The 20,627-nt window shown below is 62.7% G+C and carries 13 protein-coding genes; 8 read left to right on the top strand and 5 right to left on the bottom strand.

The annotated features are described in order from the left end of the window. The 3 genes from bcsG to bcsE form a co-directional block, all read right to left on the bottom strand. On the bottom strand, positions 1–1,662 hold a 1,662-nt coding region (gene bcsG, locus B2J69_RS23230), incomplete at its 3' end, for a cellulose biosynthesis protein BcsG (RefSeq protein ID WP_081142789.1). Then, positions 1,662–1,850: a cellulose biosynthesis protein BcsF gene (gene bcsF / locus B2J69_RS23225; protein ID WP_081142786.1), complete on the bottom strand. Its 189-nt coding sequence runs from the start codon at positions 1,848–1,850 to the stop codon at positions 1,662–1,664. The genes bcsG and bcsF, both read right to left, overlap by 1 nt. Then, entirely contained in the window at positions 1,847–3,388 is a 1,542-nt protein-coding gene (bcsE, locus tag B2J69_RS23220; RefSeq protein WP_081142784.1) for a cellulose biosynthesis protein BcsE, read from the bottom strand. The genes bcsF and bcsE overlap by 4 nt, the downstream gene beginning before the upstream one ends. A 197-nt stretch (positions 3,389–3,585) precedes the next feature. Between bcsE and bcsR the strand changes: the two genes are divergently transcribed. The 8 genes from bcsR (at position 3,586) to B2J69_RS23175 (ending at position 18,238) form a co-directional block, all read left to right on the top strand. Then, positions 3,586–3,783: a cellulose biosynthesis protein BcsR gene (gene bcsR, locus B2J69_RS23215; protein ID WP_081142782.1), complete on the top strand. Its 198-nt coding sequence runs from the start codon at positions 3,586–3,588 to the stop codon at positions 3,781–3,783. After that, entirely contained in the window at positions 3,783–4,514 is a 732-nt protein-coding gene (gene bcsQ, locus B2J69_RS23210; RefSeq protein ID WP_081142780.1) for a cellulose biosynthesis protein BcsQ, read from the top strand. The genes bcsR and bcsQ overlap by 1 nt, the downstream gene beginning before the upstream one ends. Continuing rightward, positions 4,511–7,123 (top strand): UDP-forming cellulose synthase catalytic subunit, encoded by a 2,613-nt coding sequence (gene bcsA / locus B2J69_RS23205; RefSeq protein WP_081142778.1) that lies wholly within the window; start codon positions 4,511–4,513, stop codon positions 7,121–7,123. Before bcsQ ends, bcsA begins: the two co-directional genes overlap by 4 nt. A 4-nt stretch (positions 7,124–7,127) precedes the next feature. Further along, positions 7,128–9,419 carry a cellulose biosynthesis cyclic di-GMP-binding regulatory protein BcsB gene (bcsB, locus tag B2J69_RS23200; protein ID WP_081142776.1) on the top strand — a complete coding sequence of 764 codons (2,292 nt, stop codon included), beginning with the start codon at positions 7,128–7,130 and terminating at the stop codon, positions 9,417–9,419. After that, the gene (gene bcsC, locus B2J69_RS23195; protein WP_081142774.1) at positions 9,412–12,882 is read left to right on the top strand and encodes a cellulose synthase complex outer membrane protein BcsC; all 3,471 of its coding nucleotides are present in this window, start codon (positions 9,412–9,414) and stop codon (positions 12,880–12,882) included. The genes bcsB and bcsC overlap by 8 nt, the downstream gene beginning before the upstream one ends. 115 nt (positions 12,883–12,997) lie before the next feature. Next, positions 12,998–15,004, top strand: a complete 2,007-nt coding sequence (hmsP, locus tag B2J69_RS23190; protein ID WP_174580932.1) for a biofilm formation regulator HmsP — start codon at positions 12,998–13,000, stop codon at positions 15,002–15,004. A gap of 221 nt (positions 15,005–15,225) precedes the next feature. Next, positions 15,226–16,512 (top strand): dicarboxylate/amino acid:cation symporter, encoded by a 1,287-nt coding sequence (locus B2J69_RS23185; protein WP_081142771.1) that lies wholly within the window; start codon positions 15,226–15,228, stop codon positions 16,510–16,512. Positions 16,513–16,753: 241 nt separating this feature from the next. Next, positions 16,754–18,238, top strand: a complete 1,485-nt coding sequence (locus tag B2J69_RS23175) for a M16 family metallopeptidase (RefSeq protein WP_081142769.1) — start codon at positions 16,754–16,756, stop codon at positions 18,236–18,238. Between the two features lie 4 nt (positions 18,239–18,242). On the opposite strand, the gene B2J69_RS23170 is transcribed toward B2J69_RS23175, so the two are convergent. Both B2J69_RS23170 and kdgK read right to left on the bottom strand, forming a co-directional pair. Continuing rightward, positions 18,243–19,115 carry an alpha/beta hydrolase gene (locus B2J69_RS23170; protein ID WP_081142795.1) on the bottom strand — a complete coding sequence of 291 codons (873 nt, stop codon included), beginning with the start codon at positions 19,113–19,115 and terminating at the stop codon, positions 18,243–18,245. Between the two features lie 334 nt (positions 19,116–19,449). Beyond that, positions 19,450–20,382 (bottom strand): 2-dehydro-3-deoxygluconokinase, encoded by a 933-nt coding sequence (kdgK, locus tag B2J69_RS23165; RefSeq protein ID WP_081142767.1) that lies wholly within the window; start codon positions 20,380–20,382, stop codon positions 19,450–19,452. Positions 20,383–20,627: the final 245 nt, after the last annotated feature.

Raw genomic sequence — 20,627 nt, 5'->3', positions numbered from 1 at the left:
CTGCGGGTAGGCAACCCAGTCGCCGCCATTCAACCGGATCCACGGCTTGCCCTGATACATCATCACCACCGCATTGTCATTCTCCGACACCACCAGCGTCTGCGGCAGCTTGTCCGCCAGCACCGACATATTGACGTTCGGCGCGTTGAACACCTGACCGTCCACCACGCGCGACACCAGCTCGGACACCGCCAGCAGGCTGGTCGGCGCGTCAATGGTTAGCGGCTGGCCCTGATGCGGTGCCTTCATGCCGACAAATTTAATACCGACCGGCACGTGGGTAATGCTCGGGCTGGGAATATCGCGCAGGCCGGACATCTGCATCTTGTCGCCCTCCAGCGCCGCGCCGTGCTCCGGCACCACCAGCACCATCACGCGTCGACCTGACTTTTCAAGATTGGTCAGGAAGGCGTCGAGCTGATCGAACAGCACCTGCGCGCGCGGCTTCCACGGCGCAGTTTTGGTGCTGCCGAGATCGCGCGTGCCGTCGTGCAGCGGGATCAGGTTGTAGAAGGTGGCGCTGCGCGCGTCGCTGCTTTTGCTGCGATCGTCCAGCCAGCGCTGCATCAGCTGCGCATCGTTAAACACCGGCGAGCCGTCGAACGAGGTCAGCTCCGGCGCGATGCCGGCCTGCGACATCAGCGGCGCCTGAATATTGCCATCTTCGCGCAGCTCCTTCAGATAGTTACCAAACACCCCGGTGTGGTCCATCATCAGCTGCTGTTTAAAGCCCAGCTTTGCCAGATTATCAAACAGATAGCAGCGCGTATCGGTCGGTTTATAGAGATCGCTGTGCGAGGTCTGGCCGCAGCTGGCGCGCAGCAGACGGATGCCCGCCGGGCCGCTGTAGCCGGTCGCAGAGTTGTAGTTGTTGAGCACGATATCGAAATGCTGCCACAGCGGATGACTGCGCAGCTGAGAGACGTCGACGTCCGACCAGGCCAGGGAACAGATATTCACCACCAGAATATCGAACGGCTGCGAATCGGCCGGCAAGCTGTCGGGAAAATGGGTCACGCGCTTGCGCTCGCTGTCGTAAAAACGGTTCAGCCAGGCGGTCAGGTTGGCGCTAGTGGGCGGCGCGGACTGATCGAGTCCGTCCGGTGCGCTGGCGGCGGTCGGGTTGGCGGCGGGCGTCGGGTTCAGCGCCACCTCCGGCGCGGCGGCTTTGGTCGGCAGCAGCGACAGGGCAGGGCCGGCGATGGTCAGCACGTTGAGCCAGATCAGCATCAGCGACACCAGCACCGTGACGCGGATCCACTGCGAAATAAACAGATAAAGCACCAGCAGCACAAAGGCGGCGCCGATCATCTGCCAGTTAATAAAGCGATTCACCAGATCGAGCAGATAGGCGGCGGAGAAGCCCGCCACCTGATTGCCCTGACTGAGAATGCTCTCCAGACCTGGCAGCCAGGTGTCGTGCCAGAACAGGCCGAAGCCGATCGGAATCGATATCCAGTGGCGCAGCCGGTGCAGGCGCGGCGAAGGCAGCGGAAACAGCAGCCAGGCCAGAAACACCAGGTTGCTCAACGCGTGGAAATTGAGATAGCCGTACCACAGCAGGCCGAACTTAAATAAAAAATAGAGGTTCCAGCCGCCCAGCCCGCGCCAGTAAGACCACAGGCGGGAAGAGTGGGCAGAAGTCGATTGATCGTTATTCATTAATGATTTGCATCCGTTTTCGAGGATTTACGCTGCCAGCGACCTTCAGACTTCAGCGCACGCGCGGGCAGCAGGCGGTTCAACATGCCGTTCCAGCGGCGCGGCAGCCATTGCCGATATAACGGCTTTAAAAACAGTAAAATAAGCAACACTAACAGCGCTATCTGCACCCAGTCCATCAGGTTCATCGTGTGGTGCCCTCCGGTAATAGCGTAATGGGCTGCGGCGTCTGGCGTTCACGCACTTCAACCGGCGCGGCCGCGATCTGCGTCGGCTGAGGCGCCGAGGTAATATCCTGCAGCGCAACAGGCGTCAGGTTTTTTATATTATTGATTTCTGCCAGAATTTGGCTGTCCTCAAACCATACCATGCGGTTGGCGAACAGCTCGTCGTGCGACAGTGAAAAGATAAACTTCAGCGCTTTATCAAGGTCGTTGTAGCGGCAGGAAGAGAGAAACAGGATCACGCGGTCGTCCAGCACCGTCACCAGATCGCCAAAGCGGCGCGGTTTGCATAAGGTCAGGATCTGCTGCGGCTTCAGCTGCGGCACCGGACGCAGCGCCACCAGTAGCCCTTTGTCGTTTTCCGGCAGCAGCGTATTGCTGATCAGCTGGGCCACCGCCTGACAAAAGGCGTCGAGGCGCAGGTAGCCCTTCTCCTGCAACGGCTGCAGCGCGGCGGTCAGTGCATCGAGGCTGGCGGGCACGCGGCGGTTAAACACCTGACCCTGCACCGCCTCGAGGGTGGTCAGAAAGCGCGACATCGCCGCGCTGGCAGGCACGATGGCGGTCACGCCGCACGCCATCAACAGGCGTTCGTCGCTATAACGCAGGCTGGTGCCCATCTCACGCACCACGATTTTCAAACCGTTGCCGCGCGCGCGGCGCAGGCTGTGCACCATCTTCGCCAGCTCGCCAATATAGTCGCTGCGCGTCAGGCTGAAAATCACCGTCGCGGCGTTGGCCTGCTGCGCGCGGAAAAAGACCTGTTCATTGTCATCAAAGAGTTGCCACTGGCGCGAGAGCGGCGGAGCGCCTTCCAGTACTATTTTATCCGCCAGATAATGTTGCTCGTCGTTAAGGCTGAGCGGCTCCTGCTTTTCATTTTCAGTTTCCGCATAAAAACGATCGTCTTTGCAGACGAGGCGAATTGCGCGGTCGGCCAGCAGCCTGTCGGCGTCATACCACCAGTTAATTCGATACTGCCAGCTATCTTGTTGAAATGCTAAATGGGCGACGCCGTCCAGCTGGCGAAAATAACGCTGAAGATTATTACGCAGGTTAATTATCGTCGCGCCGGAGGTGACCATTAACAGCGTCAGCTGCTTTTTATTCAGCACCCGACGCATGCGCTTTATCCAGTCGGTCAGCTCTGCCTCGTTCAGCTTGTCCCACTGCGCCGCGCTGCTGTTAAAAATGACCAGCCCGCTTTTGCTGCTCAGCGTGCGAAGAAAGTCGGTCTCCAGACGCAGCAGGCTGTTCTTGCTTTTTGAGAGGGAAAACAGCGGGATACGATTTGGCCCCTCGGCAGGGTCCGGGGTCAGCAGGTCGCGTGGCTTCTCATCAGCGCTAATCAGCGTGACGGATTGCTGCGCCATGACGGCCTGGCGAATAAACGTGCGGGCATCTTCCTGACGTGCGCAGGTCACCCAATAACAGCCAGGAGTTTGCAATGCCGTTAATTCAGGCTGAACCTGCAGCAGCCCCAGCGCAAAGGAATTTTTCATATTGAATTCGCGATTTGTTCAGTCCAGGCTAGCTTATTATAGACGGGACAGGATGCAACCTGAGAAATTTAAAAAATACGTTATGACAGGCGGGTTCACATTGATCTATCATCGCGCCGATTCGGTAAAATGAATTTAATGTCCATACCAATATAACCGCCTTTTATCCGACGTTGTTTTATCCGTGGCGAAAAGTAATGAAAAATGAAAATGCTTACACGCTGGTCGCGTCCGACGGCGAACCTCAGGATGATATTAGCGCGTTGCGCGATGCTTTTTCTCTGCAGGCTTTTCGCTATATCGATATCGCCCGTGAAGAACGTCTGGCGAACATCGTCGCGCGCTGGCCGCTGTTAGCCGAAACGGCCGCTAAGCAGCCGGGACGTCTGCGCTAATGCCGCTGATCGCGCTGCAAGGCGTACGCGGCGGCACGGGCGCAACCTCTCTCTGCGCGGCGCTCGGCTGGGCGCTGACCACGCTGGGCGAAAGCGTGCTGCTGGTCGACGGATCGCCGGCGAGCCAGCTCGGCGCCCACTTCAACACGCCCGCGTCGCCGGAAAGCGGCTGGATGCAGGCGCTGTGCAACGGCGACGCCTGGCAGTCGGCCGCGCTGCGCTATCCGAACGGCCCTGATCTGCTGCCCCACGGTGCGCTTTCTCATCAGCAGCGCTTTACTGTGCTGCTTCAGGATCGCGCCGCCGCCGCGCCGCTTCTCGACGCGTTAGCGGATCTGAAACGCCGCTATCAGTGGGTGATTTTCGATCTCTCTGCCGAGTGGCTGCCCTGGCATGATGCGCTCGATAGCCACCTCGACGGCGTGCTGCGCGTGCTGACACCGGACGCCAACGCGCATCTGCGTCTGCATCAGCAGCACTTTTCGCCGCGCACCCGCTTTCTCGTCAACCAGTTCAACGCCAATAGCCGCCTGCAGCAGGATATTCACCAGCTGTGGGTCGCCTCGCTGAATAACCTTATCCCGCTGCTGATCCATCGCGACGAAGCGCTGGCGGAAGCGCTGATGATGAAGCAGCCGGTTGGCGAGTATCGGCCGCACGCGCTGGTCAGCGAAGAGGTCACCACGCTGGCGAGCTGGCTGCTGCTGCACCTGAATGGAGAGCGCCCGTGAACCCGCTGCGCTGGCTGCTGACCGCGCCGGTCTGGCAGGCGCTACGCCTGCGCTACGCCACGGCGCGCGAAAACGGCGCCTCCGCCTTCGCCAGCGGCCTCCATCTTTTCTGGTGCGCGCTGGGCTGGACGCTGCTGCGGTTTGAAACTCCAGGCTGGCAGCGCGTCATTCAGGATCGGCGTCGCCTCTATCCCCATATTTCGCCGGAGCGGCCGCGCCCGCTGGATATCCTGCGCTACCTGATCCAGAGCCTGTGGCTGGTGGTGATCCTGCCGCTGGACGACAGCGGCCGCAGCGAGCGCAAGCGTTTTCAGGGCTTTCACACCCTGTTCAGCTGGCGTCAGCGCGGCTATCAGTGGCTCGACGCGCTCGCTGCACGGGCGCAGACGGGCAATGTCGACGCACGCCTCGAACAGCGCATCCAGCGCCTGTCACCACTGGCGCGTCGCCTGATGTTTGTCGGCGTGGCGCTGTTCGCCTCGCTGCTGGCGTTACTCTGCATCAGCCAGCCGTTTGGGCTGATGACGCAGTTTATCTTCGTGGTGCTGCTCTGGAGCCTGGCGATGCTGGTGCGGCGCGTGCCGGGCCGCTTTCCCACCATGATGCTGATCGTGCTGTCGCTGACCGTCTCCTGTCGCTACCTGTGGTGGCGCTATACCTCGACCCTGAACTGGGACGATCCGCTCAGCCTGATCTTCGGCCTGCTGCTGATCGCCGCCGAAACCTACGCCTGGGTGGTGCTGGTACTCGGCTACTTTCAGACGCTGTGGCCGCTTAACCGCCAGCCGGTGTCGATGCCCACCACGCTCGATCAGTGGCCGAGCGTCGACCTGCTGGTGCCGACCTATAACGAACCGCTCAGCGTGGTGAAGCCGACCATTTATGCGGCGATGGGCATCGACTGGCCGAAAGATCGGCTGAATATCTATCTGCTCGACGACGGCAGCCGCGAAGAGTTTCGCGAGTTCGCCGCCAGCGTCGGGGTCAACTATGTGGTGCGCCCGACGCACGAGCACGCCAAGGCGGGCAATATCAACCACGCGCTGAAAACCCGCTGCCGCAGCGAATTTGTCTCGATTTTTGACTGCGACCACGTGCCGACGCGCGCCTTTCTGCAGATGACCATCGGCTGGTTTATCAAGGATCCGAAGCTGGCGATGCTGCAGACGCCGCACCACTTTTTCTCGCCCGATCCCTTCGAGCGCAACCTCGGCCGCTTCCGCCGCACGCCGAATGAGGGCTCGCTGTTTTACGGCCTGGTGCAGGATGGCAACGACACCTGGGACGCCACCTTCTTTTGCGGCTCCTGCGCCGTGCTGCGCCGCAGCGCGCTGGATGAGATCGGCGGCATTGCGGTTGAGACGGTGACGGAAGATGCGCACACCTCGCTGCGCCTGCATCGTCGCGGCTACGCCTCTGCCTATATCCGCATTCCGCAGGCGGCGGGACTGGCGACCGAAAGCCTGTCGGCACATATCGGCCAGCGCATCCGCTGGGCGCGCGGCATGGTGCAGATTTTCCGCCTCGACAACCCGCTGTTCGGCAAAGGGCTGAAGTGGGTGCAGCGGCTCTGCTACGCCAACGCCATGCTCCATTTTCTCTCCGGCATTCCGCGGCTAATCTTCCTGCTGGCGCCGCTGGCGTTTCTGCTCTGCCACGCCTACATCATCTACGCGCCCGCGCTGGCGATCGCCATCTACGTGCTGCCGCATATGCTGCACACCAGCCTGACCAACTCGCGCATTCAGGGACGCTGGCGCCACTCCTTCTGGAGCGAGGTGTATGAGACCGTGCTGGCCTGGTATATCGCCCGACCCACCACCGTGGCGCTGTTCAATCCGCACAAGGGCAAATTCAACGTGACCGCCAAAGGCGGCCTGGTCGAGGAGCATCATCTCGACTGGGTGATCACCAAGCCCTACATGTTCCTGGTGCTGCTCAACCTGGCGGGCGTGGCGATGGCCTTCTGGCGCATGCACAACGGCCCGGCCAACGAGGTGCTGACGGTCTGGGTAAGCCTGGTCTGGGTGATCTACAACATGGTGATCCTCGGCGGCGCGGTGGCGGTCTCCGTTGAAGCGCGTCAGATCCGCGAAGCGCATCGCGTAGAGATCGCCATGCCCGCCGCGCTGGCGCGCGAAGATGGCCATATGCTGCCCTGCACGCTGCGCGACTACTCCGACGGCGGCGTCGGCGTCGAGCTGCGCGAACCGAACGCCCTGAAGGAAGATGAAAAAGTGTGGCTGCTGCTGCGCCGCGGCCAGCAGGAGTTCAGCTTTCCCTGCCGCGTGCAGCGCGTCTTCGGCCTGCGCGCCGGCATCCGGCTGCATCAGCTGACTACCCAGCAGCATATCGAATTTATCCAGTGCACCTTCGCCCGCGCCGATACCTGGGCGCTGTGGCAGGACGGTTTCCCGGAAGATAAACCGGTGCAAAGCCTCGCCGATATCATGATCCTCGGCTTTAAGGGCTATCTGCGCCTGGCGGAATATGGTCCGCCGCAGTTACGTCGGCTGTTTAACCTGCTTACCGCTGGGGTGAGCTGGCTGGCCTCGCTGTTGCCGCAAGGCATCGGGCGGACGCCCGCTTCAAAAAACGTATTGAGTTGATGATATGACGATGACGAGAGTAAACGGTTGGTTTACCGCCCTGCTGCTGGGCACCGCAACGCTGAGCTGCGCCGCCGCGCAGGAGAGCGCGCCGATGAACGCCGCCGGGGCGACGCCGCTTCAGGCCGCGCCGCAGGATCCCGGCGCGCCGCTGCGCGACAGCCAGCTGAGCTTTACCCAGCTTGCGCCGCCGCCGGGCAGCATGACGCTGCGCGGCACGCAGCCGAACGGCCAGATCGAGTTCGGCGTGCGCAGCGACGAGGTGGTGACGCGTGCGCTGCTGAACCTCAGCTATCGTCCTTCGCCAGCGCTGCTGCCGACCCTGTCGCAGCTCAAGGTCTACCTCAACGACGAGCTGGTGGGTCTGGTTACCGTCACGCCGGAGCAGCTCGGCAAAGAGAATCAAACCCAGCTGGCGATCGATCCGCGCTTTATCAGCGACTTCAACCGCGTGCGCTTCGAGCTGGTGGGTCACTACGCCAACGTATGCGAAAACCCGGCCAACAGCGCCATCTGGCTCGATATCGGCAAAGAGAGTGGCATCGATTTGACGCTGCAGAAGCTGCCGCTGAAAAACGACCTGTCGCACTTCCCGGAGCCGTTCTTCGACGCGCGCGACACGCGCCCGCTGACGCTGCCGGTGGTGTTCGCCGCGCAGCCTGACGTGGCGCAGCAGCGCGCCGCCGGCATTCTCGCCTCCTGGTTCGGCAGTAAAACCGGCTGGCGCGGCCAGACCTTCCCGGTGCTCTACAACCAGCTGCCACAGCAGCAGCACGCCGTGGTGTTCGCCACCAACGACGCGCGCCCCGATTTTCTCAAGGATCTGCCGCCGGTGAGCAAGCCCACGGTGGAGATCGTCAGCCAGCCTGACAACCCCTATGAAAAAATGCTGCTGATCCTCGGGCGCAACGATGAGGATCTGCTGACGGCGGTGCAGGGCATCGCGCAGGGCGAGCTGCTGCTGCGCGGCGATACCTCGACCATCGACAGCGTGAAGCTGCTGGCGCCGCGCAAAGCCTACGATGCGCCGAACTGGGTGCGCACCGACCGGCGCACCACCTTTGCCGAGCTGACGCAGTATGAGAACCAGCTACAGGCGGACGGCCTGCAGCCGAATCCCGTTAGCCTGACGCTTAACCTGCCGCCCGACCTCTTTCTGGTGCGCGCGCGCGGCATCGATATGGATCTGAGCTATCGCTACACCGCGCCGTTCCAGCAGGACGGCTCGCGGCTGGCGGTCAATCTGAACAACCAGTTTATTCAGGACTATCCGCTGCCGCCGAAAAATACCGGCGGCCAGCAGCTGCTGCATATTCCGCTGATTCAGGGACTGCAGGACAACAGCCGCCAGCTGACTATCCCTGCGCTGCGCCTCGGCGTGGTGAACCAGCTGCGTTTCGACTTCGACTACGCCAACACCTTCGTCGGCGGCACGGCTGACGGCCGCTGCGAAACCGTGACGCCGGTCGGCCATCATGTGGTGGTGGACGACAGCTCCAGCATCGACTTCTCCGGCTACCGTCACTATATCGAGATGCCTTCGCTGCGCGCCTGGGCCGGTGCGGGCTTCCCGTTCAGCCGCTACGCCGATCTGGCGCAGACGCTGGTGCTGGTGCAGCCGAAACCGGACGCGCAGCAGGTCGGCACGCTGCTCAACGCGCTGGGCAATATCGGCGCGCAGACCGGCTATCCGGCGCTGCGAGTGCAGTTCACCGACGACTGGAGCAAGGCGAAGGATCAGGACGCCGATCTGCTGATGATCGGCGCCATCCCGAAAGATCTGCAGGATGACCGCCGGATCAGCGCGCTGGTCGACGCCGCCGCCAGCTGGATAAACACCCCGACGCGTCAGCCAGCGATCGATTCCGGCAGCCTTAGCGACGGCGATCGCGCGGTAGAGAGCACCACCGCCATTGGGTCGCGCGGTCCGCTGGCGACGGTCATCGGCTTCCAGTCGCCGTTTAACGACCAGCGCAGCGTGGTGGCGCTGCTGGCGGATGGCAGCCCGCGCGGCTGGCAGCTGCTGAACGACGCGTTGACCGACACCGGCAAACGCGGCGCGATTTTTGGCTCGGCCGCGATTATTCGCGAGTCGGGCGTCAACAGCCTGCGGGTCGGCGATAACTATTACGTCGGCCATCTCCCCTGGTGGGAGCGGCTCTGGACAATGCTGGCGACGCATCCGTTCTGGCTGGCGCTCTGCGCCGTGCTGGTGGTGGTGCTGTTCGCGCTGATGACCTGGCGTCTGATGCGTATCATTACGCGCCGCCGTCTGCTTGACGATGAAGATGAATAAAACCTGTGCGCTGCGGGCCAGCCTGCTGCTGAGCGGCGTGTTAAGCACGCTGCCGGGTCTGGCTGCGCCCGCCGCCGGACCGGAAGTCTCGCCGGTCGAATGGCTGCTGACGCAGATCCGCACCGGTGAATCGACCAACAAATACGATCTGGTGCAGCAGGCGCTCTACCGGCTGGAGAAGATCGATCCCGATAATCCGCAGGTGCTGGCGGCGCGTCTGCGTCTGGCGCTGCATCAGGGCGACATCGCCGCCGCGCAGACGCTGCTGGATCGGCTGAAAAAGGTGGCGCCCGACGACGCCGCCACGCGTGAATCCGCCGTCGGCCTGGCGCTGATCTCCGCCGACGGACGGCAAAAGCTGCAGGAGGCGCGTCTGCTCGCCACCTCCGGCCGCCTCGCGGAGGCTAAAAGCGCCTATGACGCGCTGTTCAACGGCGTCTTTCCCGACGCCAACACCGCGCTGGAGTACTGGCGGCTGCTGGCGCGCATTCCCGGCCAGCAGGATGTTGCCTATAGCCAGCTGCAGACGCTGGATCGGCGCTATCCCGGCAATATCGGCGTGGAGTTGCAGATCGCGCGCATGGCGTTCGATCGTCAGCAGCCCACTCAGGCGGTTGAGCAGCTGAAGCGGCTGGCCAACAGCAGCGCCGGACGCGACGCCGCCGCGGAACTCTGGCTGCAACAGATCAACAATCAGCCGGTCAGCGACGCCAGCGTGGCGCAGCTGAAAGCCTATCTCTCTGTTTTCACTGAGGGTGACGCGCAGAAGCAGGGCGAGGAGATGCTGGCGAAGCAGCAGGCGCTGCTGGCGGATCCCGCCTACCGCGAGCGTATGCGCGGGCTGGCGCTGGTGGACGCGGGCGGCGGCGCCAACGCCATCGCGGCGCTGACCGAGGCGCTCAAGGCGAATTCTAACGATGCGGAGCTGATGGGCGCGATGGGTCAGGCACAGGCGCGCGCCAACAATCGCGCCGCCGCCGTGCTCTGGCTTGAGCGCGCGATTCAGGCCGGACAGCAGAGCACCCAGGTCGGCAAGTGGCAGTCGCTGCTGCAGACCAACCGCTACTGGCAGGCCATCGACGAGGGCGACAAAGCGCTGGCGCAGCACGATCTTAGCGGGGCGGAGCGCCACTACCGCGACGCGCAGGCGCTGGATAACACCGACAGCTACGCGCTGATCGGCCTCGGCGACGTGGCGCTGGCGCGCAACAACGCGCAGAGCGCCGAACAGCTCTGGCAGCGCGCGCTGCGGCTCGACGGCAGCAACACCACGGCGGTGCGCCGCCTGGCGGGGCTCTATCAGACGCAGTCACCGGCGCGCGCCATGCAGTTTATTAACGGCCTGCCCGCCGCGCAGCAGCGCGCGCTGGCCGATACGCTACGATCCCTGCGCAGCGACAGCCTGCGCGCCGAAGCGGATGCGCTGGCGCAGCAGAGCCGCTGGTCAGAGGCGGCGGAGAAATATCGTCAGGCGCTGGCGCTCTCGCCGGACGACGTCTGGCTCAGCTACCGGCTGGCCGGCGCGCTGCGCAACGGCGGCGCGACGCAGCAGGCGGATGGGGTGATCGCGGCGCTGCAGCAGCAGCGTCCGCAGGACGCGACCGCCCTTTACGCCGCGGCGCTCTATCTTTCCGGCAGCGATCGCGACGACGCGGCGCTGGCGACGCTGCGCCGTCTGCCGCAGGCGCAGTGGAGTCCCAATATGCGCGAGCTGGCCGAGCGGCTGGAGCAGGATAAGCTGTTCGCGCGCGCGGAAACGCTGCGCGCGGCGGGGCAGGAGCGCGAGGCCATCGCGCTGCTGCGCCAGCAGCCCGCCACTAACCGACGCGACCTGACGCTGGCCGACTGGGCGCTGGCGCGCGGCGACGCGCAGCAGGCGCTGGCGGCGTATCAGCAGGTGCTTGAACGCGACCCCGCCAACGGCGACGCGGCGCTGGGACGTATCGAAACGCTGGTGGCGCTGAAGCGCAACAGCGAGGCGCGCGCGGCGCTGCAGGCGCTGCCGCCCGCGCAGGCGAGCCTGAACGGCGATCGCCGGGTGGCGCTCGCATGGCAGGCGGTGGGCGACGCGACGCAGGCCGCCGCCCTGTTTGCCGGTCTTAAACAGCGCGCCGCGCCGCAGCCACCGTCGCAGGATAAGGCGCTGGTGTTCCGCGACGCGGCGCGGCTTGAGCGCGCGCAGCAGCAGCCCGACGCGGCGCTGGCGGACTATCGCCAGGCGATGGCCGCCAGCGGCATCGGCGACAGCAAAAACGTCAGCCGGCTGACGCGCAACGATCCGCAAGACGACTGGCTGAAGCGCAGCATCCGCAGCGACGCCGCCGATCTCTATCGCCAGCAGGACACCACGCTGATGCTGGAGCAGGACTACTCGCGCAACAAGGGCACCGGCGGCGTCTCCGATTTCACCGCGCATACCACTATGCTGCAGGCGGAGACGCCGGTTGCCGACGGGCGCGGCTTCTTCCGGCTCGATCGGGTCGAGGTGTCAGCAGGCACCTTCTCGACCACCAACGGCAGTTTCGACGAAACCTTCGGCAGCTGTGACGACGCCAACTCAGGCGGCTGTAGCCGTGACGCGAACCAGCGCGACGAAGGCACGGCGCTCGGCGTCGGCTGGCGCAACGACGTCTGGTCGGCGGATCTCGGCACCACGCCGCTCGGGTTCGAGGTCACCAACTGGGTCGGCGGCGTCAGCTGGAAAACCGACGTGAAAGAGGTCGGCGTCACCCTGACCGCTTCGCGGCGTCCTGTCTCCAGCTCGCTGCTCGCCTATGCGGGCGCGCGCGATCCGGCGGCCAACGGCGGCAAAACCTGGGGCGGCGTGGTGGCGACCGGCGGCAGCGTCGGGCTAAGCTACGATCGCGGCGGCGCGCACGGCGTCTGGGCCGATATCAGCGCGCATCAGATCACCGGCGAAAACGTCGCGGACAACAGCCGCGAGCGGCTGATGGCGGGCTACTACTACAAGCTGATCAACAGCGATAACCGCCGCGCCACCGTGGGCCTTAACTCCATGCTGTGGCATTACCAGAAGGATCTCAGCGACTACACCTTCGGCCAGGGCGGCTACTACAGCCCGCAGCAGTATCTGTCGTTTTCCGTGCCGGTCACCTGGCGGCAGCGCACCGACAACTGGTCGTTCGATCTGGGGGGCTCGGTCTCCTGGTCGCACTCTAAAACAGACGCGCAGCAGCGCTATCCGGTGAATCCTGGCTTTACGCTGGCGAGCAACCCCACCTCGGCGAGCAGCAGCGGCGGCGGCGTCGGCTATACCCTGCAGGCCGTGGTGGAGCGTCGCATTACGCCGCACTGGTTTATCGGCGCGGGCGTGGATATTCAGCAGGCGAAGGACTACACCCCCAGCCACGGGCTGCTCTACGTGCGCTACTCCGCCGCCGGCTGGGACGGCGATCTCGATATGCCGCCGGAGCCGCTGATCCCCTACGCCGATTTCAAATAATTGTCGGAACGCGTAAAACTCGGACTCTGGCAGGCAGTAAAAAAAGTGAGTTCCAGGATATACTTGCTGCGCATTTTCCTGTCTGATAGCTGTGCTTTTTAGCCTGGAGAAGATTTTGCGCGTCAGCCGTTCACTTACGATTAAGCAAATGGCGACGGTATCCGCGGTGGCGGTGATTACCGTCTCTGTGTTTATCGTCATCCAACTGTTTCATTTTGTGCAGCAGCGCAGGATTGACTATGCCCAGCAGATGGAGAATATCGCGCATACCGTGCGTCAGCCGCTCTCTGAGGCGGTGCTGAAAGCGGATATCGCCCAGGCCGAGCGCATTCTGCAAACCCTGAAGCCCGCCGGCGTGCTGTCGCGCGCCGACGTGGTGCTGCCGAACGCCTTTCAGGCGCTGCACGCCAGTTTCGAAAACGAAAAGCCAATCCCGCTGCTGATCGCGCGCCTGTTCGAGCTGCCGGTGCAGATCACGCTGCCGCTCTATTCGGTGGAGAGCAGCGGCTCGCCTAAGCCGCTTGCCTATCTGGTGCTGCAGGCCAACTCCACGCGCGTTTACCAGTTTATCCTCAGCACCGTCTCCACCATGATCACCACCTATCTGCTGCTGGCGCTGATCCTGTCGGTGGCGATTAGCTGGTGCATCAACCGGCTGGTGGTGCACCCGCTGCGCAATATTTCGCGCGAGCTGCAGGAGCTGCCGCCGCAGGCGATCCTGACCCACAAGCTCGCCTTGCCCGCCAGCCACCGCGACGACGAGATCGGCATGCTGATCCGCAGCTACAACCGCAATCAGCAGGTGCTGGAGTCGGTGCATGATGAGATGAGTCGTCTGACCACCCACTACGCCGTGACCGATCTGCCGAACCGCGCGCTGTTCCTCGCGCTGCTGGATCAGCATTTGCGCAGCCACGGCAAAGGGTTCGGCGTCATGGTGATCCGCATCGAAACGCTGCAGGAAGCCAATGGCGTGCTGAGCGACGAGCAGCGCGACACCCTGATGCTGACGCTGGTGGAAAAAATTCGCGGCACCGTTGACGACCATACGCTGCTGGCGCAGACCGGCCCGAGCGATTTCGCGCTGCTGATGAAGCGCGCCAGCACGCCGTTTCGCGCCATGCGCCTGGCGCGCAACCTGATGATCCGTCTTAACCAGCCGGTGACGCTGCACCAGCTGCAGCTGCGGCCCAACGCCAGCATCGGCCTGGCGCTCTACGACGAGCAGCGCCTCTCCGCCAGCGAGCAGCTCGATCGCGCCACCTCAGCGATGATGTCGGCGCGCCATCTCGGCAAAAACCAGATCCTGTTTTTCGACGCGGCGCTGACCGAGCGCGCGCAGAAGCGCCTGACGCAGGAGCATGACATTCTGCAGGGGCTGCAGGATGAGCAGTTCCGGCTGTTTCTGCAGCCGCAGATCAATATGCAGACCGGCGAGCTGGCCGGCGCGGAGGCGCTGCTGCGCATGCGCATGCCGGACGGCAGCTACGGCCTGTCGGAAGAGTTTATCGCCAGCGCGGAGGAGATCGGGGTGATCGCCGCTATCGGGCGCTGGGTGTTTGAAGAGGCGTGCCGCATTCTCGCCGGCTGGCAGTCGCGCGGCATCACCATCCCGCTCAGCGTCAATATCTCCGCCGTGCAGCTGCGCGACGCCAGCATGGTGAGCCATCTGCAGGGGCTGCTGGAGCGGCACCATATCGCGCCCGGCAGCTTTGTGCTGGAGATTACCGAAACCGCGCAGATCGGCGATGCCGAGGTGGCGATGGCGCTGCTGCGTTCGCTGCAGGCGGCGGGCGTCGCGGTGGCGCTGGACGATTTCGGCATGGGCTACTCCAATCTCAACTATCTGCACCAGTTCAAGTCGCTGCCGGTCAACAAGCTGAAGATGGATCGCAGCTTTGTCGCCGCGCTGCCGGACGACGACACCATGGTGCGCATCGTGGCGGCCATCGCCGACATTATCGATCTCGACGTTATCGCCGAAGGGGTCGAAACCGCCGAGCAGCGCGACTGGCTGCTGGCGCGCGGCATTCATATCGGCCAGGGCTACCTCTATGCCGAAGCGCTGCCGCTGGATCGTTTTACGCAGCGCTGGCTCCCGCCGCTCGCCTCGCAGGATTAACGCTCTGATTGGTTGATTTTCCGCGTTTTTTAGTTACAAAAGGTCTTGCTGAAGCGTTTCAGTTCATAGTTGCGTTTCCAGAAATCCCTCGAGCTTTGTAAGCCTGTATTAATCCCGTTAACAGGGTGTTATTTTTTGCCAACCGCCAGCGCCGGGGCGCGCGTTGCTTGCGGATACATTAAAACGACAACCTCACAACCCTGTTGTAGTGGACACCTGTTATGAAAACCTCACTGTTTAAAAGCCTCTATTTTCAGGTGCTGTTAGCCATCGGCATCGGCGTCCTGATCGGCCATTTCTATCCAGAGTTAGGCACGCAAATGAAGCCGCTGGGCGATGGCTTCGTCAAACTGATCAAGATGATCATCGCGCCCGTTATTTTCTGTACGGTCGTGACCGGCATCGCCGGCATGGAGAGCATGAAAGCGGTGGGGCGCACCGGTGCGGTCGCGCTGCTCTATTTTGAAATCGTCAGCACCATCGCGCTGATTATCGGCCTGGTGGTGGTCAACGTGCTGCAGCCGGGCGCGGGCATGAACGTCGATCCGGCGACGCTGGACGCGAAAGCGGTGGCGATGTACGCCCAGCAGGCGGAACAGCAGGGCGTGGTCGCCTTCCTGCTCGACGTTATCCCCGGCAGCGTCATCGGCGCCTTCGCCAGCGGCAACATCCTGCAGGTGCTGCTGTTCGCCATTCTGTTCGGCTTCGCGCTGCATCGCCTCGGCAACACCGGCACGCTGATTTTTAACGTTATTGAGAGCTTCTCGAAGGTTATCTTCGGCATCATCAATATGATCATGCGCCTCGCCCCAATCGGCGCGTTCGGCGCCATGGCCTTCACCATCGGCAAATATGGCGTCGGTTCGCTGGTGCAGCTCGGTCAGCTGATTGTCTGCTTCTATATCACCTGCGTGCTGTTTGTGGTGGTGGTGCTGGGCCTTATCGCCCGCGTCGCCGGCTTTAACATCTTCCGCTTCGTCGCCTATATCAAAGAGGAGCTGCTGATCGTGCTCGGCACTTCTTCGTCGGAATCCGCGCTGCCGCGCATGCTGGATAAGATGGAGAAGCTGGGCTGTAAAAAATCGGTGGTCGGGCTGGTGATCCCGACCGGTTACTCCTTTAACCTCGACGGCACCTCGATTTACCTGACCATGGCGGCGGTGTTTATCGCGCAGGCCACCAACGCGCATATGGACGTCTTCCACCAGATTACGCTGCTGGTGGTGCTGCTGCTCTCGTCGAAGGGCGCGGCGGGCGTCACCGGCAGCGGCTTTATCGTGCTGGCGGCGACGCTGTCGGCGGTGGGCCATCTGCCGGTCGCCGGTCTGGCGCTGATCCTGGGTATTGACCGCTTTATGTCCGAAGCGCGCGCGTTAACTAACCTGGTCGGCAACGGTGTGGCGACGGTGGTGGTGGCGAAGTGGGTCGGCCAGCTGGATGAAAATCAGCTGAAAGCGACGCTTTCCGGCAATGCCAGGGCGAAAAAGCTGCCGGAAACCTCTGCATAACCACCGCTTTACAGCAAAATCCCCCCAAATGCCCGCTGTCACTTGCCCTGACAGCGGGCATTTGCATAATAATGCCCACTTATTTTTTTCATGGTTTTTCACTTCGTTGCGCGACATCCTGGCCTTCACGTGGTCAAAGACTCTGTTGTCGAAAAACGACGCGGCTAAAACGAGAAAAACTCACCGCGTATTACAACGGCGAAACGTGCCAGTGATAACGACTTTTAGATTAGAGGTTCACATGCAGGGCACCAGAATTCGGCTTTTGGTTGGGGGGCTAGCGTGGGTGGCCGCCAGTTTTGGCGCGTATGCCGAAACGTTGCAGCCCGATCCTGCCTGGCAGGAAGGGAAACTGGATAACGGATTGAGCTGGCAGCTGCTGACCACGCCGCAGCGCCCCAGCGATCGCATTGAACTGCGCATGGTGGTCAATACCGGCTCGCTGGTGGAGACCACCCAGCAGAGCGGGTTCAGCCATCTTCTGCCGCGTCTGGCGATGGTGCACAACGCCGCGCTCGACACCAACCAGCAGCGCGCGCTGTGGCAGCAGGCGATGGATCCGCAGCGTCCGCTGCCGCCGGCGATCGTCTCCTACGACTTTACTCAGTACAACCTGAGCCTGCCGAACAACCGCCCGGAGCTGCTGAAAGAGGCGCTTAACTGGCTGGCGGCAACGGCGGGCAAGATGTCTATCAATGAGCAGGTGGTCAGCACCGCGCTGAGCGCCTCCGATCCCACCGCCACCTCGCCCGCCAACACCCAGGACGTCTGGTGGCGCTATCGCCTGAAAGGCTCGACGCTGCTGGCGCACGACCCCGCCGAGCAGCCGCGCGCGCCGGTCGATCTCAACGCGCTCAACGCCTTTTATCAGCAGTGGTACACGCCGGACGCCATGACGCTTTACGTGGTGGGCAACGTCGAGAGCCGCAGCCTGGCGGAGCAGATTAATAAAGCCTTCTCTTCCCTGACGGGCAAGCGCAGCAGCCCCGCGCCGTTGCCGACCCTCTCGCCGCTGCCGCATCAGCCGATCAACCTGGTGAACGGCGCGATAAGTCAGGATCGTCTGGCGCTGGTGTGGGATAGCGCCTGGCAGCCAATTCGCGATTCGCAAAATCTGCAGCGCTACTGGCAGAGCGACCTGGCGCGCGAGGCGCTGTTCTGGCATCTGCAGCGCACGCTGGGTGACAGTAAAACCCAGAATGTGCAGGTTGGCTTCGACTGCCGCGTGCTCTATCAGCGCGCCCAGTGTTCGATCAATCTCGACGGACGCAACGACGCGCTGGAGCCGGGCCTGAATATGGTGGCGCGCGAGCTGGCGGTGGTGCGCGACAAAGGGCTGCCGCAGGAGGAGTTTGATGCGCTGATGGCGCAGAAGCTGCTGGAGCTGAACAAGCTGTTCGCCACCTATGCGCGCACCGACACCGACGTGCTGATGAGCCAGCGTCTGCGCTCGCAGCAGAATGCGGTGGTGGATATCGCGCCTGAGCAGTATCAAAAGCTGCGTCAGGCGTTTCTGAGCGGCCTGACGCGCGATCAGCTGAACCAGGAGCTGCGTCAGCAGCTGTCGCAGGAGCTGACGATGGTGCTGATGCAGCCGGAAGGCGAAGCGGAAACCAACGTGAAGAGCCTGCAGGCGATCTGGGATAAGGTGATGGCGCCGCCTGCGCCGGCCGACGCCGCGCCGCAGGAGAGCAGCGCCAGCGACGGCGCGCCGCCCGCCTCCTGATCCGTCAGGTTTTTGCTCTGAGCCACTCGGTCACCAGCATCGGCCAGCTGGCAAGGGGCAAATCCGCCACGCCGCGGATACCGAATCCGTGGCCGCCTTTCTGGTAGAAGTGCAGCTCGGCCGGCACCTTGTGTTCGCGCAGCGCGCTGAAAAACGCCATGCTGTTGTTCACCGACACCGTTTCATCATCCGCCGCGTGGATCAGCAGCGTCGGCGGCGTCTGCGCATGTACGCGCGTCTCCAGCGAATAGGTTTCGATGGTTTTCGCATCGGGCCAGGCGCCGAGCAGGCGCGTGCGCGAACTCTCATGGGCGATGCCGTCGCGCATGCTGATCACCGGATAGACCAGCACCATCGCATCCGGACGCGGCGAGAAATTGTCTGCGCCGTCCTGCAGCGGATAGATTTTTTCGGCGAAGCGCGTGCCCAGGCTGGCGGCAACGTGACCGCCAGCCGCGAAGCCGGTCATCACGATATATTTGCCGTTCAGGCCGCGCTGAGCGCGCTCGCGCAGCACGCGCACCGCACGCTGGGCATCGGCCAGCGGCGCGTCGGCGCCTTCATGATGGCCGTCGTAGGGCAGACGGTAGGTCATGACCGCCAGGGTGTAGCCCATCGCGGTGAAAAAGGTCGCCAGCGCGCTGCCTTCGCGGTCGATTAGCACGCGCTGATAGCCGCCGCCCGGCGCCACCAGCAGCGTAATGCCGTTGGACTCTTCGGGATACCAGAGGGCGATTTCCGGGCAGCGAACGCCGGTAGCCGCGCGATCGTAGGGCTCATACTCTTTCGCCAGATCGACAATCTGCGGCTGCGCGCGCGAATCGCTGGCGCCAGGCGCGTCGCCATTCGGCCAGATATTGATAATTTCTGTGTGCATAAAACAGTCCTGATGCGAGGGGTGTTGTAATTGTTTTGTCGCGGCCGGATAAAACAGCGTCCTGCTGTTGTTGAGGAAAAGATGGTCTTTTTTACGTCGGTCGTCCATCCGAAAACGGGGCGCGGAGCAGGATTCAGACTATGCCTGGAGAGGAGAGGCGACGGGCTTCAGGGCAAAAAAAAGCGGCCTGGCGCTCGCGTAAAAATTAGCGCCAGAGTTAATTTTTCTACTAACCAGGATTAGGGGAAAACTATCGGGCGCTAAGGCAAATTTCACGCCTTTTCGCCCGCGTGTCTGACCGTCACAACGCATTCGCCCCGCCTGAAGGCGAATGTTATGCCGGCATCGCCGCCAGCGGAATAATCGCGCCGCGATGCTGGATCACCGTACTGGCCGTCAGATGTCCGCGTTCGGCTGACGCCTGCGGCGAACCGCCTGTCAGGCGCTGCGACAGATAGCCCGCGCTGAAAGAGTCGCCGGCCGCCGTCGTGTCGACGATACGCGCCGGATCGAGGCGCACCGCAGGCACGTCAATCAGCGCATCGTCGCCGATCGCCACCAGACATGAATCCGCGCCGCGCTTGATCACGATCTCACTGGCGCCCGCTGCGCGCGTGCGCTCAATCACCGCGCTTAGCGGCTGTTCGCCCCACAGCAGATGTTCGTCGTCCAGCGTCAGAAAAGCGATGTCGGTGCGCTGCAGCATCGCCTGATAGGCCTGCTGCGCGCTCGCCTTGTCCGCCCACAGGCGCGGACGATAGTTGTTGTCGAAAATCACCTGGCCGCCGTTGGCGCGGCAGCGATCCAGCAGCGCCATCAGCTTTTCACGGCTGTCGGCGGGCAGGATCGCCAGCGAAATCCCGCTCAGGTAGAGATAGTCGTAATGCGCCAGCTCATCGACGACAGCGGTGGATTGCGGCGCGTCGAGCCAGTAGCGCGCGGCGGCGTCGCTGCGCCAGTACCAGAAGGTGCGTTCGCCTTTATCATCAGTTTCAATGACGTACAGGCCGGGCATTTTGTTTTCCAGCCGCTGGATCAGGCGGGTATTGACCCTTTCCTGCTGCCAGGCGGCGATCATCTGATCGCTGAAAGAGTCGATGCCCAGCGCCGTCACATACTCAACGTGCAGCTGCGCCTCATCCACCTGGCGCGCCAGATAGACCGCGGTGTTGAGCGTGTCGCCGCCAAAGCCGCGTTTAATGTTCTCACCCTTCTCGGACAGCTCAATCATGCATTCGCCGATAATGGCTATTTTTTTATGCGTCATGGTATTTGGCCTGCAGTGAAATAGTCTCTTAGTCTCGCGTCCTGTATGGCAGACGTCAATGATTTTAAAACACCGTTTTAATTCCACTTAAGTAAGAAAAAGCGGGTCTTAGCGGCAATTTAGCCGTCAAAGCCGGGCTTTTTTTCACGATTGCGTCCGATTCCGGTTGGTACACTCTGTAGTCTTATGTGACCAGAAGGTAGATAAAGTTATCCTGGCGATAGCCGATACTTGCCGCTGAGTTG

The sequence above is a fragment of the Pantoea latae genome (assembly GCF_002077695.1).
Classification (GTDB): domain Bacteria; phylum Pseudomonadota; class Gammaproteobacteria; order Enterobacterales; family Enterobacteriaceae; genus Pantoea; species Pantoea latae.
The sequence above is the reverse complement of the archived record's forward strand: the minus strand, read 5'-3'. Positions and strand labels throughout refer to the sequence as shown.

Excerpts from the sequence above, each read along its gene's own strand:
- bcsF (WP_081142786.1), bottom strand. The coding sequence starts at position 1,850 with ATGAACCTGATGGACTGGGTGCAGATAGCGCTGTTAGTGTTGCTTATT.
- bcsE (WP_081142784.1), bottom strand. The coding sequence starts at position 3,388 with ATGAAAAATTCCTTTGCGCTGGGGCTGCTGCAGGTTCAGCCTGAATTA.
- bcsR (WP_081142782.1), top strand. The coding sequence starts at position 3,586 with ATGAAAAATGAAAATGCTTACACGCTGGTCGCGTCCGACGGCGAACCT.
- bcsQ (WP_081142780.1), top strand. The coding sequence starts at position 3,783 with ATGCCGCTGATCGCGCTGCAAGGCGTACGCGGCGGCACGGGCGCAACC.
- bcsB (WP_081142776.1), top strand. The coding sequence starts at position 7,128 with ATGACGATGACGAGAGTAAACGGTTGGTTTACCGCCCTGCTGCTGGGC.
- bcsC (WP_081142774.1), top strand. The coding sequence starts at position 9,412 with ATGAATAAAACCTGTGCGCTGCGGGCCAGCCTGCTGCTGAGCGGCGTG.
- B2J69_RS23185 (WP_081142771.1), top strand. The coding sequence starts at position 15,226 with ATGAAAACCTCACTGTTTAAAAGCCTCTATTTTCAGGTGCTGTTAGCC.
- B2J69_RS23175 (WP_081142769.1), top strand. The coding sequence starts at position 16,754 with ATGCAGGGCACCAGAATTCGGCTTTTGGTTGGGGGGCTAGCGTGGGTG.
- B2J69_RS23170 (WP_081142795.1), bottom strand. The coding sequence starts at position 19,115 with ATGCACACAGAAATTATCAATATCTGGCCGAATGGCGACGCGCCTGGC.
- kdgK (WP_081142767.1), bottom strand. The coding sequence starts at position 20,382 with ATGACGCATAAAAAAATAGCCATTATCGGCGAATGCATGATTGAGCTG.